Origin of the sequence: Nocardia vulneris (assembly GCF_001613425.1) — a bacterium.
GTDB classification, from domain to species: domain Bacteria; phylum Actinomycetota; class Actinomycetes; order Mycobacteriales; family Mycobacteriaceae; genus Nocardia; species Nocardia vulneris.
In genome coordinates, this window is sequence record NZ_BDCI01000011.1 from 195211 (window position 1) to 216669 (window position 21459).

The 21459-nt window shown below is 69.8% G+C and carries 18 protein-coding genes and 3 pseudogenes; 10 read left to right on the forward strand and 11 right to left on the reverse strand.

Features of this window, described 5'->3' with window-relative positions:
- Positions 1-49 precede the first annotated feature (49 nt).
- The 9 genes from NVU01S_RS15210 to NVU01S_RS15250 form a co-directional block, all read right to left on the reverse strand.
- Positions 50-793 carry an SDR family NAD(P)-dependent oxidoreductase gene (locus tag NVU01S_RS15210; protein ID WP_043681866.1) on the reverse strand — a complete coding sequence of 248 codons (744 nt, stop codon included), beginning with the start codon at positions 791-793 and terminating at the stop codon, positions 50-52.
- Positions 790-1803, reverse strand: a complete 1014-nt coding sequence (locus NVU01S_RS15215) for a phosphotransferase family protein (RefSeq protein ID WP_043681869.1) — start codon at positions 1801-1803, stop codon at positions 790-792. The genes NVU01S_RS15210 and NVU01S_RS15215 overlap by 4 nt, the downstream gene beginning before the upstream one ends.
- A complete protein-coding gene (locus NVU01S_RS15220) occupies positions 1800-2969 on the reverse strand; it encodes a thiolase family protein (protein ID WP_043681872.1) in 1170 nt (389 codons plus the stop codon). Before NVU01S_RS15220 ends, NVU01S_RS15215 begins: the two co-directional genes overlap by 4 nt.
- Positions 2970-3072: 103 nt before the next feature.
- Positions 3073-3468, reverse strand: a complete 396-nt coding sequence (locus NVU01S_RS15225; RefSeq protein WP_156161983.1) for a hypothetical protein — start codon at positions 3466-3468, stop codon at positions 3073-3075.
- 133 nt (positions 3469-3601) lie between these two features.
- Positions 3602-4651 carry an ABC transporter ATP-binding protein gene (locus tag NVU01S_RS15230; RefSeq protein ID WP_043681879.1) on the reverse strand — a complete coding sequence of 350 codons (1050 nt, stop codon included), beginning with the start codon at positions 4649-4651 and terminating at the stop codon, positions 3602-3604.
- Positions 4648-5445 carry a molybdate ABC transporter permease subunit gene (modB, locus tag NVU01S_RS15235; RefSeq protein ID WP_043681881.1) on the reverse strand — a complete coding sequence of 266 codons (798 nt, stop codon included), beginning with the start codon at positions 5443-5445 and terminating at the stop codon, positions 4648-4650. Before modB ends, NVU01S_RS15230 begins: the two co-directional genes overlap by 4 nt.
- Complete coding sequence (modA, locus tag NVU01S_RS15240) at positions 5442-6209, reverse strand: molybdate ABC transporter substrate-binding protein (RefSeq protein ID WP_244896310.1); 768 nt, start codon at positions 6207-6209, stop codon at positions 5442-5444. Before modA ends, modB begins: the two co-directional genes overlap by 4 nt.
- Positions 6210-6232: 23 nt before the next feature.
- Entirely contained in the window at positions 6233-6631 is a 399-nt protein-coding gene (locus tag NVU01S_RS15245) for a TOBE domain-containing protein (RefSeq protein WP_014987324.1), read from the reverse strand.
- A 404-nt stretch (positions 6632-7035) separates the two neighbouring features.
- Entirely contained in the window at positions 7036-8301 is a 1266-nt protein-coding gene (locus NVU01S_RS15250) for a PucR family transcriptional regulator (RefSeq protein WP_043681887.1), read from the reverse strand.
- A 519-nt stretch (positions 8302-8820) separates the two neighbouring features.
- Here NVU01S_RS15250 and NVU01S_RS45440 point away from each other — a divergent pair.
- The 6 genes and pseudogenes from NVU01S_RS45440 to NVU01S_RS15275 form a co-directional block, all read left to right on the forward strand.
- Positions 8821-9189, forward strand: a pseudogene (locus NVU01S_RS45440) (esterase/lipase family protein); the annotation flags it as partial.
- Between the two features lie 67 nt (positions 9190-9256).
- Entirely contained in the window at positions 9257-9706 is a 450-nt protein-coding gene (locus NVU01S_RS45445; protein WP_373864202.1) for a hypothetical protein, read from the forward strand.
- 151 nt (positions 9707-9857) lie between these two features.
- Complete coding sequence (locus tag NVU01S_RS15260; protein ID WP_043681890.1) at positions 9858-11171, forward strand: lipase family protein; 1314 nt, start codon at positions 9858-9860, stop codon at positions 11169-11171.
- A gap of 139 nt (positions 11172-11310) precedes the next feature.
- Positions 11311-13251: a hypothetical protein gene (locus NVU01S_RS15265; protein WP_156161984.1), complete on the forward strand. Its 1941-nt coding sequence runs from the start codon at positions 11311-11313 to the stop codon at positions 13249-13251.
- A 25-nt stretch (positions 13252-13276) separates the two neighbouring features.
- A complete protein-coding gene (locus tag NVU01S_RS15270) occupies positions 13277-14869 on the forward strand; it encodes a type 1 periplasmic-binding domain-containing protein (protein WP_043681896.1) in 1593 nt (530 codons plus the stop codon).
- 82 nt (positions 14870-14951) lie between these two features.
- Positions 14952-15601 (forward strand): annotated as a pseudogene (locus NVU01S_RS15275) (response regulator).
- A 4-nt stretch (positions 15602-15605) separates the two neighbouring features.
- Here NVU01S_RS15275 and NVU01S_RS15280 read toward each other — a convergent pair.
- Positions 15606-16574: an Acg family FMN-binding oxidoreductase gene (locus NVU01S_RS15280; RefSeq protein WP_043681899.1), complete on the reverse strand. Its 969-nt coding sequence runs from the start codon at positions 16572-16574 to the stop codon at positions 15606-15608.
- Positions 16575-16803: 229 nt separating this feature from the next.
- On the opposite strand from NVU01S_RS15280, the gene NVU01S_RS15285 reads away from it, so the two are divergent.
- From NVU01S_RS15285 to NVU01S_RS15300, 4 genes are read left to right on the forward strand one after another with little or no spacing between them, the layout of a single operon-like run.
- Positions 16804-18168 (forward strand): glutamine synthetase family protein, encoded by a 1365-nt coding sequence (locus NVU01S_RS15285; RefSeq protein WP_082032453.1) that lies wholly within the window; start codon positions 16804-16806, stop codon positions 18166-18168.
- Positions 18149-18916, forward strand: a complete 768-nt coding sequence (locus NVU01S_RS15290; protein ID WP_082032454.1) for a gamma-glutamyl-gamma-aminobutyrate hydrolase family protein — start codon at positions 18149-18151, stop codon at positions 18914-18916. The genes NVU01S_RS15285 and NVU01S_RS15290 overlap by 20 nt, the downstream gene beginning before the upstream one ends.
- Positions 18913-20274: an aldehyde dehydrogenase family protein gene (locus NVU01S_RS15295; RefSeq protein ID WP_043681905.1), complete on the forward strand. Its 1362-nt coding sequence runs from the start codon at positions 18913-18915 to the stop codon at positions 20272-20274. Before NVU01S_RS15290 ends, NVU01S_RS15295 begins: the two co-directional genes overlap by 4 nt.
- A gap of 5 nt (positions 20275-20279) precedes the next feature.
- On the forward strand, positions 20280-21068 hold the full coding sequence (locus NVU01S_RS15300) for a 3-oxoacyl-ACP reductase (protein ID WP_373864201.1): 789 nt from the start codon (positions 20280-20282) through the stop codon (positions 21066-21068).
- Positions 21069-21141: 73 nt separating this feature from the next.
- Here NVU01S_RS15300 and NVU01S_RS44205 read toward each other — a convergent pair.
- Positions 21142-21459: pseudogene (locus NVU01S_RS44205) on the reverse strand (2-oxoglutarate dehydrogenase, E2 component, dihydrolipoamide succinyltransferase); the annotation flags it as partial.

Below are 21459 nucleotides of genomic sequence, written 5' to 3' on the forward strand. Positions count from 1 at the left end.
CGTAACGCCGCGACACCCGGTCGCCGGGCGGCTGAGGCTTAGATCACCCCTAGGCCCGCCAGAGCTGCGCACCCGCGCGGGAGACGACGATGTTGGGCACCACGGCATTGCGGGACAGGCGCGTGATCGCCAGCACCAGTTCGGCGATGTCCCCGGTGGTCAGCATCGCCGACGCGGCGAGCACGTCGCGTTTCCACGCCGTCATATCGGTGTCGACATAGCCGGGGGAGATCGCGGTCGCGCTGACGCCGTTGTCGGACTCCTCGAGCGAAACGGTTTCGCAGAGCGAGATCAACGCGGCCTTGGTCGCGCCGTACGCGGCCAAGCCCGCTTCGCCCGCGACGCCGGTGATGGAGGCGAGCGCAACGATTTTCGCGCCACGATGCGGGTCGTCGGCGGCGCTCTTGCGGAGCAGGGGGAGCGCGGACTGGATGAGCGCGAGGGGAGCGCGGAAGTTCACGTCCAGCATCCGCTCATAGCTTTTCGGCGGCATCTCGGCGACCGTGCCCGCGGTGCCGGTACCCGCGCTGAGCACCAGCGCGTGCAGGCCGTCGAAGCGGTCCGCGTGCGCCCGTACCAGTTTCCGGACCTGCGCGGGGTCGTTCATCTGCGCGACAACGGGATTCACCGCGGCCCCCGTTTCCGCGTGCAGGCGGTGCGCCGTCTCGTCGAGCGTGTCCTTGTTCCGTGCCGCGATGGTCAAGCCGTAACCCTCGGCGGCCAGGCGGCGCGCCACCTCGGCGCCGATGCCGCGGGAACCGCCGGTGACCAGCGCGCTGCGGGCCGCGCTCATCCGAGGGTCTCCAGGCCGATGTCGAGCAGCAGCGGGACGGCCGCGCCGATTGTGGCGAAACCATCGCCGACGGTCTTGCCCGCGAGAAAACGCTGATGGATGCCCTCGGCGATGACCGCCAGCTTGAAATAGCCGAGCGCGCGATAGAACGGCAGCTGATCGAGGGCGAAACCGGTGGCGCCGGCATATCGTTCGGCGACCTCGTCGCTGCTCGGGAAACCGGGATTCGCGCTCGGGGCATGCCGGACGCCGAGCACCGGCTCGCAGCGATTGTCCCAATAGACCTGCAGCAGGCCGAGATCGGCGAGTGGGTCGCCGAGCGTGGCCATCTCCCAGTCCACGACCGCGGCGATCCGGCCGGGGTCGGTACGGTCCACGATCGTGTTGTCCAGGCGATAGTCGCCGTGCACGATGGTCTCGGCCGCCTGCTCGGGCACCGTGCGCCGCAGGGCCTCGGTGAGCCGGTCCAGTGCGTCGAGCTCCCGGGTGGCGACCCGATCCCATTGGCCGTGCCAGCGTTTCACCTGCCGACCCAGATATCCCGCGGGACGGCCGAATTCGGTGAGTCCGACGGCGGCGTAGTCGACCGCGTGCAAGGCGGCGAGGGTATCCACGAGGGCGTTGCCCGTGGCCCGCGCCTGCTCGGTGGTGAGTGCGGCCGTCTGGTCCCCGTCCTGCAGGACCAGGCCGTCCACGAACGAGACCACCGCGAACGGGACGCCGATCACCGCGGTGTCCGCGCACAGCGCGATCGCCTGCGCGACCGGGACATTCGTGTCGCGCAGGGCCGCGACGACACGGTATTCCCTGGCCATGTCGTGCGCGGTCGGGGTGAGCGGGCCGAGCGGCGGGCGGCGCAGCACCCAGTCGTGCGTGCCGTCGCTCAGCCGGTAGGTGAGATTCGACTTGCCGCCCTGCAGCAGTGTCGCGGTCAGCGGGCCCGCCGTGTCCGGGACATGCTGCTCGAAATACTGTTGCAGCGCAGGAAGATCCAGACCCGTGGGCGTCATCCGAGCCGCTCGATGATGGTGGCGTTGGCCAGCCCGCCCGCCTCGCACATGGTCTGCAGGCCGAAGCGGCCGCCGGTCTGTTCGAGATGGTTCACCAGGGTGGCCAGGATGCGGGTGCCCGACGCGCCGAGCGGGTGGCCGAGGGCGATCGCGCCGCCGCGCGGGTTCAGCTTGGCGGGGTCCGCGCCGAGTTCGTGCTGCCACACCAGCGGCACCGGGGCGAACGCCTCGTTCACCTCGTAGGCGTCGATCTCGTCGATGGTCAGCCCGGCCCGCGCCAGCGCCTTGCGGGTGGCGGGCACGACCGCGGTGAGCATCAGCAGCGGATCGTCGCCGACCACGGCGAAGGAGTGGAAGCGGGCACGGGGACGCAGACCCAGCTTGGTCGCCGCCGCCTCGCTCATGATCAACGCCGCCGAGGCGCCGTCGGTCAGCGGCGACGAGTTGCCCGGCGTGATGGACCAGTCGATCTCCGGGAAGCGCTGGGTGAACCGGTCGTCCACGAAGGCGGGCCGCAGTGCGGCCAGACCCGCAGCGGTGGTGCTGGGGCGGATCGTCTCGTCCGCGGTCAATGTGCCCGCCGCGAGCAGTTCGTGGTCGAAACCGCCCGCGGCGGCCGTCTCGGCGGCCAGCCGGTGCGAACGCGCGGCGAACTCGTCGAGCGACGCCCGGTCGAACTTCCAGCGCGCGCTGATCACCTCCGCCGCGATCCCTTGCTGCACAAGGCCTTCGGGGTAGCGGTGGGCCAGCGGGCCCTGGTTCGGATCCTTGCCCTGCGCGTTGGAGAACATCGGCGCGCGGCTCATCGACTCCACACCGCACGCGATCGCGATGTCGTACGCCCCGGAGATCACCCCCTGCGCGGCGAAGTGCGCCGCCTGCTGACTCGACCCGCACTGCCGATCCACCGTCGTGGCGGGCACCGACTCCGGGAAGCCCGCCGCGAGTGCCGCCGTCCGGCTGATGTTGAACGCCTGCTCACCGCTCTGCGTCACGCACCCGCCGACGACATCGTCGATCAGCGCCGGGTCCAAGTCGTTGCGCGCCACCAGCTCGCGCAACACCCCCGCCAGCAAGGTCGCCGGATGTACGTCGGCGAGCCCACCCCCGGCCTTGCCCTTGCCCGACGGCGTGCGCACCACATCAACGATTACGGCGGACCCCATAGCCCTCTCCGATCAACTTAAGTTACCTGCGATTCTCGTCTAAGTTAACACGGATTCGCACAGTTGCCGCCGTTGATGGATCACTCGTCCCGGAGTTCCGACGTCAGAGGTCGAAGACCGCAGCCAGTGATTCGGCGACCACGGCCCGCTCGATCCAGCTCTCCAACTGTTCGGTGTCGGTGCAGGCCATGATGCGGGTGTGGAGGTCGTCGGGGACGTCGAAGCGACGCACGGCGAGAATTCGAAGCAGCGACTTCGCTTCACCTTTCGCCTCGCCTTCCGCGCGCCCCTGATCCAGCAGGCCGTCCATGAATTCGTCGCGGTAGATGGAGCTGGCCATGAGTTCCTCCAGGGCTTTGGTGGCCGCGTCCGAGGCGGCATGCCGGACAAAACGAGTGTAGGTGTTGCGGGTCTCCCGATCGAGGTCGGCGAGGTTGTCGAGAACCATGCGCCGGGTGGCGTCATCGTCCAGATCGAGGGCGGAGGCTCGGCATGGCACGCAGCGTGCCAGCCGGTACCGACAAGTTCTGGGGCTCAAGGGTTTTCGGGTATGCGACACGCCGTGGACATTGCGCACCGATTATGCGCTCGGCTCGGCGGAGCGCCTGCTCGGACCTTCGTGGTACTGCGATTCAGGACGGATAGGTGTGTGTTTCGGTGGCTTTTACTGCGGCCCAGAGTCGGGTGCCGGGTTGCAGGCGGAGGTCGGCGACGGTGGCGGGGGTGACGTCGGCGAGGACGGGTGGGGCGCCGTCGAGGCGGACGCGGATGGTGTGGGCGTGCTGTTCCAGGCCGGCGATGGTGACGGGCCAGGTGTTGCGCTGGCTGCCGGCGGGTTGTTCGGGGTGCAGGCTGACGGCGGTCGGCGGGAAGGCCACGTGCACCGGGCCGGTGCCGGGTTCGGCGACGGTGAGGGTGCCGCCCGCGTCGAGTTCGACCGTGGTGCCCTCGGCTCGGCCGCGATACAGGTTGAGGCCCACCAGGTTTGCCACATAGTCGGAGCGCGGCCGCCGCGCGACCTCGCTCGGCGCCCCCTCCTGCACGACCCGGCCGTGCTCCAGGATGATCAGCCGGTCGGCCAGCACCATCGCGTCGAGCGGATCGTGCGTGACGAGCACCGTGTGACCCGGATAGTCGGCGAGGTGACGGGCCAGGTCGGCGCGCACGCGCAGCCGGGTACTCGCGTCGAGCGCGGCCAGCGGCTCGTCCAGGAGCAGCAGCGCGGGCTCGGTGGCCAAAGCCCGTGCCAGCGCGACGCGCTGCGCCTGCCCGCCGGACAGCGCACGCGGTTTCGCCTGCGCCTGCTCGGCGAGCCCCACCCGGTCCAGCCACTGCGCGGCTCGCTCCCGGGCGGCCGCGCGCCGGCTGCCGCGCGCCCGCAACCCGAACGCGACATTGTCCACGGCGCTGAGGTGACCGAACAGCAGATAGTCCTGGAACACCACGCCGACCTCGCGGCGTTCGGCGGGCACGAACACCTTCGGCGGTGCGTCCCAGACGTTTTCGCCGATTCGCAGCGCACCGGCGGTCAGCGGCGTCAGCCCCGCCAGTGCCCGCAGCGCGGTGGTCTTGCCCGCGCCGTTGGGGCCGAGCAGGGCGACGACTTCCCCGGGCGCCACGCGAAACCGCAGATCGAGCTCGAATTGTCCACGAGTGACCCGCAGTTCGGCGGCCAGGCTCATACCGCGCCTCGAATCCACCGCTCGCGCAACGCGACCAGCACCGCCACCGACACGGTGAGCAGCACCAGGCTGAGCACGATCGCGTCCTCGGGGTCGGATTCCAGGGCGAGGTAGACCGCGAGCGGCATGGTGGTGGTCTTGCCGGGGAAGTTGCCGGCGAAGGTGATCGTGGCCCCGAATTCGCCGAGCGCCCGCGCCCAGCACAGCACCCCGCCCGCGACGACGCCGGGCAGCACCGAGGGCAGCGTGACCCGCCGGAAGGTCAGCCAGCGCGAGGCCCCCAGGGTGGCCGCCGCCTCTTCGAAGCGGGGATCCGCCGCCCGCAGCGCGCCTTCCACCGAGATCACCAGGAACGGCATCGCGACGAACGCTTCCGCGACGATCACCCCGGCGGTCGTGAAAGGTAGTGAGACGCCGAACCATTCGTACAGATACCGCCCGATCAACCCGCGCCTGCCCAGCACGAGCAGCAGCGCGACACCGCCGACCACCGGCGGCAGCACCAGGGGCACGGTGACCAGAGCGCGGAGCACCCCGCGTCCCGGGAGGTCGCCGCGCGCGAGCAGCCACGCCAGCGGTATGCCGAACACCAGGCAGAGCACCGTCGCCGAGCTCGCACACACCAGCGAAAGTTGCAGGGCCTGACCGACTTCGGCGTTGAACAGGCGATCCGGCAGGCCACGCCACGGCGTCCGCCACAGCAGACCGGCCAGTGGCACCAGTAGGAAGGCCAGCGCGCACAGCGCGGGTAGCAGCAGGACGAGCGGTCGCCGCCCCGTGGCCGTCCGGGTCACGGGTTGTCGAATCCCGCCTCGGTGAACACGGCGCGAGCCTGCGGCGACTGCACGAACTCGACGAACGCGGCGGCCGCGGCCGCGTTGGGGGCGTGCGCGAGCGGCGCGATCGGATAGTCGTTGATCGCCTTGCCCGACTCCGCGAAGTCGATGCCTGCCACCTGGTCGCCCGCCGCCTGCACATCGGTCCGGTAGACCAGCGCCGCATCGACCTCGTTCAGCTTGACCTTGGTCAGCACCGCTTTCACGTCGGCTTCGCGGGTGTCGGGCTGCGGGGTGACGCGCGCGGCCTCGAAGACGGTTTTGGCAGCGGCGCCGCACGGCACCTGTTCGGCGCACAGCGCGAGCTTCGGTTCGGTCTTGCCGAAGTCGGCCAGGCCGGTGATATGGCCGGGATTGCCCTTGGGAACCGCGATCTCGAGCCGGTTGCGCACGAAGGTGACCGGCGCGACGGTCACCTCTCCTTTGTCCTTGACCTGCTGCATGTTCTTCGGCGCGGCCGAGGCGAAGACATCGGCGGGGGCACCCTGGTTGATCTGCTCGGCCAGCGCCGAGCTGGCGCCGAAGCTGTAGACCACCTTGACACCGGGATGCGCGGCCTCGAACTGCTTGCCGAGTTCGGTGAAGGTCTCGGTCAGCGAGGCCGCGGCGAACACCGTGACGGTGCCGCCGATCCCGCCCGGGCCCGCGGGCGCGGCCTTGTCGTCCGAGCCGCAACCGGCCAGGCTCAACACGACGACGCCGACCAGGGCGGCGCTACTCAACGAACGAAACATGCTCGACCTCATCAGCTTTCCGGAATCTCGACGACGACGTGCGTGGATTTGACCGAGGCCACCGCGACGCTGCCGACCTCTAGCCCGAGCTCGTCGACGGATTCCCGGCTCAGCAGCGAGACCAGCCGGAACGGACCGGCCTGCATCTCCACCTGTGCCATCACGGTGTCCTTGACCACCCGCGTCACGATGCCGCGCAGGCGGTTGCGGGCCGAGGCGGCAACGGTGACCCCCGGTTCCGGCGTCTCGGCGGTGGCCTGGAGGAACTCCGCCAGCTCCCGGCCGCGGACGCCCTTGCGCCCGTTGCCGAGCTGGATCGCGGTCAGCTTGCCCTGATCGATCCACCGGCGCACGGTGTCATCGCTGACGCCCGCCAGCACCGCTACCTCGCTGATCCGCAAATTCGACACAGAGGGCAGTATATTTCCGCATCTGCGGAAATCAAGGGGTCAGTTGTCGGAGCGGCAGGACGCGACCGGTATCTCCGGAATGAGCCTGCTGTGGCCACTGTGACGAGGGCCGCGGTGAACTCCCTCACAGTGGCCGCATGGCCATTGCCCGCCAGGTCCGCCGAAACCGCCTTCCGGGCATGCCTTTTCATGGGATGACCGCGTGGGTGCCGGGCGCTCCAGCACCGCTCGAGCAGCGCGTATGCCACCGTCGATCACTACATTGAAGGGGATTTCGCAGTCCCATCTGATGGAGGAATTTCGGTGCCGCTTATCGATCTGGGTTCGTCCGCGTTGAATCTGGCGAACGTAGTCACGTCCATTGCCGCCAACATCACCTATCTGCTGCAGGCCTGGCACGTCATCTAGACGAGGTGCTGTCCCGGCGGCGTCGCGGCCTTCGCGTCGGCCGCCGGGAACAGGCGATGGATCAGCGCCGCCGCGGCGAGTAGCCGCGATCCGTCGGGTTCGCCGGGATCGATGCCGGTGAGTTCGGCGATGCGGCGCAGGCGGTAGCTGAAGGTATTGGGGTGGATGTGGATGCCCGCTGCCGCGGTCTTGCGGTCGGCGCCGTGGCGCAGATGCGCGTCGAGGGCTTCGATGAGGTGGGGACTGTCCAGGATCGGCGTGATCCGCTCGGCCAATCGGTCCCGGGCCGGTCCGGGGCGGGTGAGCTGATATTCGAGTAGCAGATCATCGAGGCGATAGCAGCCCGCCGGTCGGCCCAGCAGGCGGGCCAATTCGGCGAGTTCGGTGGCTTCGCGCGCGATCTGCGGTACCGATTCCCTGGCGACGCAACGATATTCGGTGACGAACACCGCGACGCCGAAGTGCCCGGCGAGTTCGGCCGCGAGCTGTTCGTAGGGCTGTTCGGCGGGATCGTGCTCGGTACCGGTGGGCAACAGGGCGATGCCGGTCGAGCCGTCGAAGGTGGCCAGCGCCGTGGTGCCCGCGAGCGCGTCCAGGGTGCGCTGCAGAATTCTGATCCGGCGCCTGCTGATGAGCCCGGCGACGGCGCTCGGGTGATCTTCGTGGCGAATGTGAATGGCCAGCACCGTGTATCGCTCCGCGAGCGCGGTATCGGCGCGCGCGGCCAGTTCTTCGGCGGGCAGCCCGCCGAGCAGTGCCGCGCACAGTGCGCGGCGCGCCTCGCGTTCGGTGTGATAGATGGACTGCTCGACCTCGGCGTAGGTCTCGACGACGGTGATGTTGATGTGCATCAGCAGTTCGAGCAGCCTGCTGCCGACGACGACCAACTCGTCCAGCTCGGCGGCGCCCGCCATGGCCGCCGCCTCGTGCAATACCGACTGGGCGGAGCCGTGCATCGCTTCGATCAACAGCGACAACGGAATACGGTCCTCGGCGTGCCGCTGGGCGACCGGCACGACGAATGCCGCCACCTCGGCCCTGGTGAATTCCCGCTGTTCGCCGATGGCCTGCAGGACGGCGCGGCCGCACGCGTAGATCGCGGGCAGCACCTCGGCGGTGAAATGTCCTTCCGGCAGATCCGCCGTGGGCGCGGTGGTGCCGAGTCCGGCGGCCAGCATGCGTTCGGAGATCTGCGGCCAGCGGGTGAGCAGCCGGGTCACCAGCGGGGCGCGATCGGTCGGCGGCGAAAGCAGGGCGGACATGTGCCGATTGTTTCCAACGACAGGTTTGTGCGGCAAGGTAACCGGCACATCGGGCGAAACTTTGGTGCGCGCAACAATTTCGCCGTCCGATTGTTCTCGCCGACGTGCAGTGACATCGCCACGTGGAGCGCCATAGATTCGATTATGTCTCCGATATGGCACACATCACAGTGGATGGCCGTTGTGATCCACAGAACAGCTTGTGGCACCGGCTGATTCGCATACGGAGCGCGAAATCGTTTGATGGGAATGTGAACTGACATGCTTGCAATGACGCACAATGCCATGCGCGCCCTGCTCGGGGTTGCTTTCACCGCGGGTCTGACCGTCGCCACGCTGCTCGGTTCCGGTGCGGCGAGCGGTGATCCGGGCGGTGACCCGGCCGGATCGGCACTCGTGGCAGCGCTCGATGCCGGGCTGGCGCCCGCGGCGGACGGCAGGCAGCCGCGAGCCGTCCTGGATACCGGTAGCAGCGGTGCGCTCAGTTACGCGTCGGACGTGCTCGGCGAGGGACCGGAAATGTCGTCCTATCTGAGCGCTTTCGCCTATGGGCTGACTCATCCCGATGCCGCGCCGCCGGGCGCGAACCGCTGGGATTGTCAGCCGAGCGCCGCGCACCCGCAGCCGGTGGTGCTGCTGCACGGCACCTGGCTCAACGCCTACGACAGCTTCGCCTATCTCGCACCGCGCCTCGCCCGCGCCGGATATTGCGTGTTCGCCTTCAATTTCGGTCGCTCCGGTCTGCTGACGGGCGGTGGTCTCGGGCCGGTGCTGCCCGGCCGGTACGGGGTCGGCCGGATGGAGGATTCCGCGCGGCAGCTGAGCCGATTCATCGACCGGGTGCAGGCGGCCACGGGCGCGGCAACGGTCGACATCGTCGCGCATTCGCAGGGCGGCACGGTGGCCAACCAGTACCTGAAAATTCGAGGGCGGTGCGCCGAAGGTGCGCAGGCTGGTGAGTTTCGGCGCCACTTATCACGGCACGTCGCTGCTCGGCATCGCGACGCTGGGCCGGATGATCAACAACCTCGGCGTGGACATCCTCGGCTTCTACGAACCCCTGGTCGGCGTCGCCAATATTCAACAGGCCGTGGGGTCTGCGTTCTATGCCACGTTGAACGCCACGGGCGACACCGTTCCCGGCGTCGAATACACCTCGGTCGGTTCGCGTTTCGACCAGGTGATGAATCCGTACGACTGGACCTTCCTGCGGGCGGGCGCCGACGCCACGGTGCACAACATCACGTTGCAGGACGGCTGCGAGCAGGACATGTCCGACCACCTCACGCTCATGTACTCCCCGCGCGCGGCCTCGATCGTGCTGCACGCGCTCGATCCGGTCGCCTATCCGGCTCTCGAATGCACGTTCAATCCCTGGCTGATCGGCGGCGGGGGCAGTTTCTGACCGCATTGTCACTACCCGCGGCGGAGAACGGCGAGCAATGCGAATTGTCTTCAGCACCAATTTATTTCCGCATCGCACCGTGGTTGGGTTGGTCGCAGGACAGGGCGCGGCACCGATGGCGCGACGAGCCGATCGAAAGGAAGCAGAGCCCATGAGTGCCGATCCCGTGCGCGGCCTGACCGGTCCGGCCGTCGCGCCGCGCACCGACTTTCCGCTGCTGCCCGAGGACGATCCGTTCTACGCGCCGCCGCCGGCGCTGGATCAGCTGCCGCTCGGTGCGGTGGTCCGGGCCAGGACGGTCGAACTCGCGCTGTTCGGCCTTGTCCGGCAGCGTGTTCCGGCCTGGCAGCTGCTGTATCGGACCTGTGATCTGCACGGTGTGCCCGAAGTGGCGGTCACCACGGTGCTGTTGCCCTGGGGCGCCGACCCGGCCGTGCCGCGGCCGCTGGTGTCGTTCCAGTGCGCGATCGACGCCGTCGCCTCGAAATGCCTGCCCTCCTATGCGTTGCGGCACGGCGCCCGGGCGGCCGGCTCGATCCCGCAATTGGAGTTGCCGCTCATCGCCGCCGCGCTGACCCGCGGCTGGGCCGTGTCGGTGCCCGATCACGGCGGCACGGCGGGCCGCTTCGGGGTGGCGCGCGAGCCGGGATACCGTGCGCTCGACGGTATTCGGGCCGCGCTGGCCTTCGCACCACTCGGCCTGACGCCGCGCGTGCCCGTCGCGCTGTGGGGGTATTCGGGTGGTGGTCTGGCCACGGCGTGGGCCGCCGAGCTGGCGGCCGCGTACGCGCCGGAGCTGGCGCTGGTGGGTGCGGTGGCGGCCTCGCCGGTCGGCGACCCGGCCAAGGCTTTCGTGCGGCTCAACGGCGGGCTGTTCGCCGGTTTCGCCGCGGTCTTCACCGCGGGACTGCGGCGCGCCTACCCGGATCTCGATCGCCTGCTGCGCGCCCAGCTGGACGCACGGTACCTGGCCTGGCTCGCGGCGACCGAGACCACCGCGACGTTCCCGCTGCTGTACCGCTTCGCCCGCCGCGATATCGACAAGCACTGCCGCGGTGGCCTCGCGGCGCTGCTGGCCGCACCCGCGCTGCGCGCCGTGCTCACCGACATCGAACCGGGCGCGCAGGCGCCCGCCATGCCGCTGCTCGTGGTGCAGGGCGTGTACGACGAGGTCATCGCCGTCGCCGATGTCGATGCGCTGGTCGCCCGCTACACCGCGGCCGGCGCGCACGTCCGGTACCTGCGCGACAGGGTGAGCACCCATCTGCTGCTGCAGTTCTCGGCCGTGCCGGTCATGCTCGACTGGCTCGGCGACCGGCTCGCGCGACGCGCTGTGCCCGCGGCGGGCACCGAGACCACCTGGTCGCTGGTGTTGTCGCGGCGGGCGCTCACCGGGCACCTGGATTTCGTTCGCCTGCTCGGGCGCATGCTGTTCGCGCGCCCGATCCGGGCGGCCCGGAAATAGGAGCCGGTCGGTTCGTTTCGGAATCGGTACCTGCTTGCGGTTTGCTTTTATCCCCTAATTCCGTTGTCCAAGAGCTGAATACGGTTGTTGCGCCGGTGGCCGATTGTTATGGTGGCTGCCAAGCCGTGGGAGGCGATGCTTGGTGTTTGTGGGGCGCACCGATTTACTCGAATTGATCGACCGATTGGTCGAGGTATCCGCCGATGAGGTGGCGGCGCCGCCGAAACCTGTGCTGGTGCTGGAGGGTTGTGGCGGTTCCGGCCGCAGCGCCGTCTTGGGTAGAGCGCTGGCCAAATGGCAGGGACACACCCCCTCGGTGCTGGTCCGGCCGCTGGAGCAACCGTTCGATCTGAACAATCCGGTGCGCACCGTGCTGGCCGCCGTCATGCTCGGCCTCAGCGTCGACATTCCCGGCTACGCGGTCGCGTTTCCCCGATTGGTGATCGCGCAGATCGTCATCGCCGAGAATTTCGGCGACCTGCCCCCGGACGAGCAGTTGACCCGGCTGCGGTTGCTGCTCAACCGGTATCAACGCCGTGCCGCGCTGGTCGGTTTCGTCCAGAACATGATCAATCTGGCCGGTTCGCTGGCCGCCAATATCAAGGTGCCCGGCGTCGACGTGATCGCGCCCGCCGTGGCCAATACGGTCTCCGACGCGGTGGTGGGCCGGTTGTTGGGCGGCCGGCTGCTCGGCCGGGTCACCTGGGGACCGAAGGCCGCATGGTTCGGTCATCAGGATCTGGAGCTGCGGCTCGACGCCGAGCGTGCGCTGATCGGGCTGAGCAACAACGCCCGAAGCCTCGATCCCCGGGTCCGCCGCGACGTGGACGACGTGCTGGTCGGGGCCTTGCTCGCCGACCTGCGGCACAGCGTCGCCAAGGTCAAGCGGCGCACCTCGAACGTCTTCGTGCTGATCGACGACGCCGACGCGCAGGCCGCCACCCCGTTTCTCGGTTCCGTGCTGCGCGTGCGCCGTTCGATCGCCGCCACCGGCGCCGAGCTGCCCGACCCGCTGACGATCGTGGCCGCGAGCTCCGGTGTCCTGGTCGACGAACTGGCCGGCTTGGTGCCCGCGCCCGCGGTGTGGTCGGAGCCGCTCGACGCGGCGTCCCAGGTGCTGGTCGGACCGCGCTGGGCGCGGGTGCGGTTGCCCGAGCTGAGCGAGAGCGACGTCCGGCTGATGGCCAAGGACGTCGACCTGTACCAGTCGGAGAACATCGGCCACACGGTCTACCGGCTCACCCGCGGTCACCCCGCGGCGACGGCGCTGGTGCTGCGGCTGCTCAAAGATGAGCCGCAGCACCTGACGGATCTCGACGGCCTGTTGCGCAGTCCGGGCCCGGAGACCGGCGTGACCGTCGAGCAGTACCTGCTGCGGGTCTTCGGTCGTGGTTTGAGCGTGCGCAAACTGGTCCGTCGCGAGCTGGCCGCCGCGTTGATCACGGTGTCGGCCGCGCGACACAAAGCCGAGGCGCTCACCCTGGTCGGTGTGTTGCCGCCCGGCGTCGAGCACGATTCCATCCTGTTCAAGTCCCGCTCGCTGTGGACGGCCACGACACCGGGCGGCCCGGAGCGGCTCCCGCCGCTGCTGCGCCTGCTCGGCCTCCGCGCGCTGGTGGCCCGCACCCGTCCCGAAGACGGTCCCGGTCTCGAGCGCGTACTCGGCACGTTGCTAGAGCAGGTCGCCGCCGGTGATCGCGGGGGCAGGCTGGCGCACGCCCGCCTGCTGAACGGCCGCGCGGCGGTGGTGGACGAACTCACCACGCTGCTGGCGGAACTGTCCGCGCCGGACTGGCTGACGTTGTTCGACGCCGTCGTCGAACTGCCCGATCCGGTCCGCCGGGACGGGTCGCTCGTGGACAGCTCCGCCCGCGCCCGCACCCCGGGCGCGCATATCGGGGTCCTGATCGCGCTGGTGCCCGCGTTCGAGTCCGATATCGGCACCCCGCTGGAGCTGAAGGCGGAGCTGTGCCGCCGGATCGCGCACAGCTACGAGCAATTGGCCGAGCACGTCCCGGCCGACGGCCCGTTCCTGTTGCGCGCCAATCGCTATCGCAGGCTCGCGGACCAGTTCGAATGACCTGCGCGGCAGAAGGAGACCTTTCGTGGCATCGCGATATCGGCTAGGCGTCTTTCCGCGACCGGAGCGGCCGTTTCCGCGGCCGTGGACGGACTGGGTGCGGCTGGGGCTCGTCGCCGCGCTGCTCGTGCTCGCCGGTGCCGGGTTCGCCTTCCGGGACGGGCTGCAGCACGCGTTCACCTGCAACGCGGGCTGGACGCCGGACCGCGCGGCCTGGCAGGCGGGCCGGCACTGCGTCGGATTGTCCGAGGGCCCTTACGCTTTCGAGCTGGACGCGTTCGCGTCGGTGCTGGCGGTGATCGATCGGCAGAATCGCGCGGCGGCCGAGGAGTGCCCGGGCACCCCGGCGACCGTCGGGGTGCTGCTCACGATGACCGACGAGCTGGCAGGCAGCAGGGCGGTCCACGAATTGGAGGGCATGGCGGCCGGGCAGCGCCGGGCCAACGGCACCGGTTGCCTGCACCCCATGCGACTGGTCGTGGGCCAGCTCGGCGACTACGCCGGCGACGGCGACCCGCTCGCGGTGGCGCGCGCCCTGGCGGACCGGTCCGACGTGGTCGCCGTGGCGGGCATCGGCCTCAGCGACCAGACCACCGCCGAGGTCGCGAATGTGCTTGCCGCGGCGAAGATCCCGATGGTGTCCGATGTGGTGACCGCCGAGGGATTCGACCAGGACGGCTCGCGCGCCGACAATCCCGAGTTCGACAGCTGCGATCGCGACATCACCTATCCGCGCGGCATCGCGCGGGACTACTTCTATCGCGTGGCGTTCCGGGTGGCCGTGCAGGTGCAGGCGCTCGGCGCGGTCTCGCCGGTCCGGCCCGACTTCATCATGGTGCCGATCGGCGGTTCGGACCCGTACACCTGCACCACCTTGCCGTTCTTCCAGCGCCAGTACGGCGGCAATGTGCTGGAGGTCAAATTCGACACCAGCGAACCGAGCACTGTGCCGCAGACCGCCAAGCGGGTCTGCTCGACCCCGAAGGACGTGACGATCGCCTACATCGCCCGCGGTCGCGATCTGGGCAGGCTGCTGTACAGCCTCGACGAGGCCTACACGAACGGCCAGTGCGCCGCGACCTCGGTGACGGTGCTCAGCACCTCGGACGGCAATCGGCTGCGTACCGAGGAGGCCGACCCGGCGCTCGAGGATCTGCGCACCAAGGCTTTGTCCTCGCCCAGTTTCGCCGACGGCCGGGTGCGGCTGCTGTTCACCCTGGTGGCCGGCGCGGACGCGCCGCAACCGGGCAACCCGAACTGGGCCGTGTTCGAACAGCACTTCCGGGACGCGGGTTTCGATCCCGAGCACATCGGCGACGGCTGGGCGGTCAACGCCTACGACGCGGTGACCACCATCGATACCGCGCTGCGCGAACTGCCCGCCACCATGCCGGTGCAGCGCAGCCAGGTGAACGCGACGATCAGCGGATTCTCCGCGCCCGATACCGCGGTGCCCGGGGCGGGCGGACCGGTCGTCTTCGACAACAGCGGTAATCGCACCGGCCCAGGGCCGCGGGTCGTCCGGCTCTGCCCGGTGGCGCGGTTGGTGGATCGACCGCCCTTCGTCCCCACGCTCGAGGTGCTGCCCGGTATCTCGATCCCGGCCTGCGTGCGCTGACTGCTCGGTTTCACCCAGCATCGCCGGGGTAACTGCTGGTAGATGGGGGGCAGGGCGTCCGGAGGGGAGAGGCGGTGCCGCGATGGCGAGAGTGTTCCTGGTCGACGATCACGAGATCGTCCGCCTCGGCATCCGCGACCTCGTCGACGGCCACGCCGATCTCGCGGTGGTCGGCGAGGCGGCCACCTGCGCGCAGGCGCGGCGCCGGGTGCCGCCGCTGCGCCCCGATGTCGCGGTGCTCGACGTCCGGCTGCCCGACGGCAGCGGGGTCGAGTTGTGCCGCGATCTGCTCGCGGCGACGCCGGGCTTGCGCTGCCTGATGCTCACCTCGTTCGTCGACGAGCAGTCGATGATCGGTGCGGTGCTGGCCGGTGCCAGCGGGTTCCTGGTCAAAGACATCCGCGGGCAGGAACTGGTCGAGGCGATTCGCGCGGTAGCCGCCGGCCGCTCGCTGCTCGACGACCGGGCCGTCGCCGCGCTGATGACGAAGCTGCGCACCCAGCACGCGGCCGAGCAGGGCCGCTCGCGACGCTGTCCGACCGGGAGCGCACGGTGCTCGGCATGCTCGGCGAAGGGCTGACCAACCGGCAGATCGCGCGCCGAATGTTCTTGTCGGAGAAGACCGTCAAGAACTATGTCTCGCAGCTGCTGGCGAAACTCGAGGTCGGCGGCCGCACCCAGGCCGGGGTGCTGGCCACCAAGCTCGGCCTGCCCGAGCAACGTCGCGAATGAGTGCCTAGCGATCGATGACGTCGGCGATCGGCCGACGCGGGGTGTGCGGCAGCGGCGCGACGCTCGTCGGCACCCAGCCGACGCGCAGCATGGCCTGCGGGTAGGCGCAGTCGTACAGCACCTGGGTCCGGATGTCCGCACGCAGTTCCGGTACGCCCAGCGGTTCGGTTTGCAGGCAGTTGGACAGGCCGAGATCGGTGGCCGTCAGCAGCGCGGCGCTCAGGGCCTCGCCCGCGCGCAGGCGCGACATCCGATCGTCGGACGGGGTGCAGACCACCAGCCATTCCGCGGCGTCCGGATGCAGGGTCCGGTCGACGAGGGCCGGATCGGTGAAGGTGCGTACCGGGATCTCGTCGCGGGGTTGCGGCCGCGGGCTGTTCGCCGCGGGCACACCGTCGGGGGTGCCGCGGCGGCCGCTCCATGCCGCCAGTTCGAGCTGATATGCGGGGTCGGCCGCGTGCCGGGCCACCGCGTCGCGGGCGGGCCGGGCGAGCCGCGCGCGCAGCCCGTCCGGGACCTGCCGCACCACGGCGCCGTATCGCGCCGCGCGGGTCGCGATGGTGCGCAGGTAGCCGGGCGGCACCTGCCACGAGCTGTAGCGCCGGCGGTCGGACTGCCGGTGCACCAGGGCGGCGCTGAGCTCGAAGTCGGTGGGCGTCGGCGCGTATGGGCTGAGGGTGACGGTCGCGAGATGATCGGGATCGCCCGGATCGGGCAGGTGCTCGACCGCGGCCGACCAGCCGAGCACGGCCAGCGCCACCCGCAGATGATGCAGTGCCGCACCACAACTGAGGATCAGGCCACGCTGGTGTGGATCGGTTGCGACGAGATGCCGGTCGGGGTCGGCATACAGCTGGATCGCCTCGTCGGCGATCCGCCAGCGCCACGGCTGGCTGTTGTGTACCGAGGGCGCGCGGACCGCCATCGCCAGCGCGGCCTCGACGGTATCGGCGTCCGGCTGTGCACAGCCCATGGATTCAGTGCCTCCTAGCTCGATGCGGCGCGGCGCGATCGGATACACGCACGAGCCCTACCGAGCCGAGTGTCCGGACGGCTGCGGCGTCCGACATTGATCTGAAGGTCCCGAAAAGTCGGGACCAATGGTCCGATCGACGCACCGGCGCAGCAGGTTTGTGTGTCCGATCACAAAACGGCCGAGTTTGCTCTAGCGTGAGCACGGTTGGTGCCGAGAGGGGCTGTTGATGCGTAGCGGGATGTTGAGTCTGACGCAGTTGCGGGAGCAGGTCGAGGCCGGGCGCATCGATACGGTGCTGGTCGCGATGACCGATATGCAGGGTCGGTTGCAGGGAAAGCGTTGTGCGGCAAGATATTTCCTGGACGAGGTGGTGGAGCACGCGACCGAGGCGTGCAACTATCTGCTCGCCGTCGACGTGGACATGACGACGGTGGCCGGGTACTCGATGTCGTCCTGGGACACCGGATACGGGGATTTCGTGCTGCGGCCGGACCTGGACACCCTGCGGCTGGTGCCGTGGTGGCCGGGTACCGCGCTGGTGCTGTGCGATGTCGAGCAGGTGGAGCCCGCCGGTAAGCCGGTGCCGGTCTCGCCGCGTCAGGTGTTGCGTGCCCAGCTTGCCCGGCTGGCCGAGCACGGGCTGCGCGCGTTCGTCGGCACCGAACTCGAATTCCTGGTGTTCGACGACAGTTACGAGGCCGCGTGGTCGGCCGGCTATCGGGAACTGCGCCCGGCCAACCAGTACAACGTCGACTATTCGATGCTCGGCACCGCCCGGCTGGAGCCCCTGCTGCGGCGCATTCGCACCGAAATGGACGGCGCGGGAATGTATTGCGAGTCGGCCAAGGGGGAGTGCAACCCCGGCCAGCACGAGATCACCTTCCGCTACGACGACGCGCTGACCACCTGCGACAACCACAGCATCTACAAGACCGGCGCGAAGGAGATCGCGGCCCAGGAGGGGCGCAGTCTCACCTTCATGGCCAAATACAATGAGCGCGAAGGCAACTCGTGCCATATCCATATCAGCCTGCGCGGGGAGTCCGACGAGGCCGTGCTGGCGGGCAACGAACCCGGCGGCTGGTCGCCGCTGATGCGTCATTTCGTCGCAGGCCAGCTGGACTGCCTGCGCGAGTTCACCTACCTGCTCGCGCCGAACATCAACTCCTACAAGCGATTTGTCTCGGGTAGCTTCGCGCCGACCGCGGTCGCCTGGGGGCGCGACAACCGGACCTGCGCGTTGCGGGTGGTGGGGCACGGGCCGTCGCTGCGGCTGGAGAACCGGGTGCCCGGCGGGGACGTGAATCCCTATCTCGCCGTGGCCGCCGCCATCGCGGCCGGGCTGCACGGCATCGAGCAGCGGTTGCCGCTGGAGCCGGAGTTCCAGGGCAACGCCTATCGGTCGGAGCGCCCGCGCGTGCCGCGCACGCTGCGCGAGGCGGCGCAGCTGTTCGGGGACAGCAAGGTGGCGCGGACCGCGTTCGGTGATGATGTAGTGGAGCACTACCGCAACGCGGCGCAGGTCGAGCTGGACGCCTTCGACGCCGCCGTCACCGACTGGGAGCGAATTCGTGGCTTCGAACGACTCTGAACCCGCGCCGGCCGCGGCCGCACCCGGGGTGCGGCCACGGCCGGTGATCGGGCTGCCGACCTACGTCGAGCGCGCCCGCTTCGGTTCCTGGGACGTCGACAGCGCGGTGCTGCAGTACAGCTACGTGCAGATGGTCGTGGCGGCAGGCGGTATCCCCGTGCTGCTGCCGCCGGCCGGCGTGGCGCGCGCGGAACTGGTGGCGCGACTGGACGCAGTGGTGCTCACCGGCGGCGCCGACGTGACCCCGGACCGCTATGGCGCCCAGCCGCATCCGGACACCTACACCAGGCCCGACCGCGACGAGTCCGAGTTCGGCTTGTTCGCGCTGGCGCGCGCGGCCGAACTGCCGGTGCTCGCGGTGTGCCGGGGCATGCAGGTGGTGAACGTCGCGCTGGGCGGCACGCTGGTGCAGCATCTGCCCGAGGTGGTCGGGCACGCCGAGCATTCGGGCACGACCGGTGGCTTCACCGTCACCGACGTGGCGCCGGTGGCGGGTAGCCGGGTCGCGGCGATCGCCGGGGCGCACGTGAAGGCCCACTGTCACCATCATCAGGCGATCGACCGCCTGGCGCCGGGACTGGTGATCAGCGCGCACGCGTCGGACGGCACCATCGAGGCGGTGGAGGCGCCGGACGGCCCGTTTCTGGTCGGCGTGCAATGGCATCCGGAGGTGGATGCGGTCGACCGCAGGCTGATCGGGGCACTGGTCGCCGCGGCCGAAGACTATCGAAGGGAGCGGAACTCGTGACGACAGCGCAGGTGGTCAACCCGGCGACCGAACAGGTGGTGACGACGGTCGAACTGGTCGGCGCGGCCGAGACCGACGCCGCGATCGACCGGGCCCAGCGCGCCGCGGTCTCCTGGCGCGAGGTGGCCCCCGGCGACCGGGCCCGGCTGCTGCGCCGCTTCGCCGAGGCCGTGGACGCGAACCTGGAGCAGCTCGCGCAGCTGGAGGTCGCCAACTCCGGGCACACCATCGGCAACGCGCGCTGGGAGGCGGGCAACGTCCGCGACGTGCTGCACTACGCGGCCGGTATCCCGGAAAGGCTGCTCGGCCAGCAGATTCCGGTGGCGGGCGGGGTGGATATCACCTTCCACGAACCGCTCGGCGTGGTCGGGGTGATCGTGCCGTGGAACTTCCCGATGCCGATCGCGGGCTGGGGTTTCGCGCCCGCGCTGGCGGCCGGGAACACGGTCGTGCTCAAGCCTGCCGAACTCACGCCGCTGACCGCGATCCGGCTGGGGGAGCTGGCGCTCGAAGCCGGGCTGCCCGCGGACGTGTTCCAGGTGCTGCCCGGCAAAGGCTCGATCGTGGGCCAGCGGTTCGTCACCCACCCCGCGGTGCGCAAGGTGGTGTTCACCGGCTCGACCGAGGTCGGCACCCAGATCATGGCCGGCTGCGCGCAGCAGGTGAAGCGGGTGACGCTCGAATTGGGCGGCAAGAGCGCCAATATCGTGTTCGCCGACGCGGATCTGGACCGGGCGGCCGCCACCGCGCCGTACGGCGTCTTCGACAACGCGGGTCAGGACTGCTGCGCGCGTTCCCGGATCCTGGTGCAGCGCAACGTCTTCGATCGATTCCTCGAACTGCTCGAGCCCGCCGTGCGCGGCGTGGTGGTCGGCGACCCGGCCGCGGCGGCCACCGAGATGGGGCCGCTCATCTCGGCCGCGCACCGCGAGCGGGTGGCCGGTTTCGTCGAGCCGTCGACCAAGGTGGCGTTCACCGGCACGCAACCGGACGGCCCCGGATTCTGGTATCCGCCAACGGTGGTGCTGCCGGACTCGCCCACCGACCGGGTGCTCACCGAGGAGGTGTTCGGCCCGGTGGTCGCGGTGGTGCCGTTCGAGGACGAGGCCGACGCCATCCGGATCGCCAACGACACCGAGTACGGGTTGTCCGGCTCCATCTGGACCAACGACGTCGGCCGGGCGCTGCGGGTCTCCCGCGCGGTCGAAGCGGGCAACCTCTCGGTGAATTCGCATTCCTCCGTGCGGTATTGGACGCCGTTCGGCGGATTCAAACAGTCCGGCCTCGGCCGGGAACTCGGGCCCGACGCCGCCCTGGCGTTCACCGAGACCAAGAACGTCTTCCTCGCCACCCAATAGCGAACATCACTACCCCGACAGGAGATACCTTGCAGCGCTTACAGGATCGAGTCGCCGTCGTCACCGGCGGCGGGAGCGGCATCGGCCTCGCCACGGTCCGTCGCTTCGCCGCGGAGGGTGCGAAGGTGGTCGTCGCCGATATCGACGCGGCCGGCGGTGAGGCGGCCGCCACCGAGGTCGGCGGTTTGTACGTCAAGGTCGACGTGACCGATGAGGCCCAGGTCGAGGCGCTGTTCCAGACCGCGGTCGACACCTACGGCGGGCTCGACATCGCGTTCAACAACGCGGGAATCTCGCCGCCGGAAGACGATTCGATCGTCACGACCGGCCTGGACGCCTGGAAACGAGTCCAGGAGGTCAATCTGACCTCGGTGTACCTGTGCAGCAAGTACGCCATCCAGCACATGCTCGAACGCGGCAAGGGCTCGGTCATCAACACCGCCTCGTTCGTCGCGGTGATGGGCGCGGCCACCTCGCAGATCTCCTACACCGCCTCCAAGGGCGGGGTGCTCTCGATGAGCCGCGAGCTGGGAGTCCAGTTCGCCCGCAACGGGATTCGAGTGAATGCGCTGTGCCCGGGGCCGGTGAACACGCCACTGCTGCAGGAGCTGTTCGCCAAGGACCCGGAGCGCGCGGCCCGGCGCCTGGTACACATTCCGACCGGGCGCTTCGCCGAACCCGAGGAGATCGCCGCCGCGGTGGCGTTTCTCGCCAGCGACGACGCCTCGTTCATCACCGCGTCCCAGTTCCTGGTGGACGGCGGGATCTCCGGCGCCTATGTGACGCCGCTGTAGCCGGAGCGAAAGCCGAACTCCCGCACCGCTTCCCCGAAGCAGGTGCGGGAGTTCGTTATTCGGTGCCGTGCCGCTAGGGGGCCGCGGCCGGGGGTGCCGCGGGCGGAGCGGGCGGCTTCAGCAGATCGTTCAGTTTGCTCAAGCTGTCGGTCAAGGTCTGCACGTTGCCCGCCAGGCCCTTGTCCTGCGCTTGCGCGCCCTGGTCGCTCTGCGCCCCGCCCGGGGCCGCCGGGGTGGCCGAGTTGCCGCCGGTGCCACCGCCCGGTGCCGCCGCATCCGGGGTGCCGGTCCCGCCGGGAGCCGGTGCGCCGGGGGCGGCCGGAGCCGCGCCGCCCGGTGCGGGGGCCGCCTGTGCATCCGGTGCCGGGGCCGCCGGTGCGGGTGCGGCCGG

Bases quoted from the DNA above. Each gene is read 5' to 3' on its own strand.
- NVU01S_RS15210 (WP_043681866.1), bottom strand. From the start codon at position 793: ATGAGCGCGGCCCGCAGCGCGCTGGTCACCGGCGGTTCCCGCGGCATC.
- NVU01S_RS15285 (WP_082032453.1), top strand. From the start codon at position 16,804: ATGCGTAGCGGGATGTTGAGTCTGACGCAGTTGCGGGAGCAGGTCGAG.
- NVU01S_RS15220 (WP_043681872.1), bottom strand. From the start codon at position 2,969: ATGGGGTCCGCCGTAATCGTTGATGTGGTGCGCACGCCGTCGGGCAAG.
- NVU01S_RS15280 (WP_043681899.1), bottom strand. From the start codon at position 16,574: ATGGGCTGTGCACAGCCGGACGCCGATACCGTCGAGGCCGCGCTGGCG.
- NVU01S_RS15260 (WP_043681890.1), top strand. From the start codon at position 9,858: ATGAGTGCCGATCCCGTGCGCGGCCTGACCGGTCCGGCCGTCGCGCCG.
- NVU01S_RS15250 (WP_043681887.1), bottom strand. From the start codon at position 8,301: ATGTCCGCCCTGCTTTCGCCGCCGACCGATCGCGCCCCGCTGGTGACC.
- NVU01S_RS15230 (WP_043681879.1), bottom strand. From the start codon at position 4,651: ATGAGCCTGGCCGCCGAACTGCGGGTCACTCGTGGACAATTCGAGCTC.
- NVU01S_RS15215 (WP_043681869.1), bottom strand. From the start codon at position 1,803: ATGACGCCCACGGGTCTGGATCTTCCTGCGCTGCAACAGTATTTCGAG.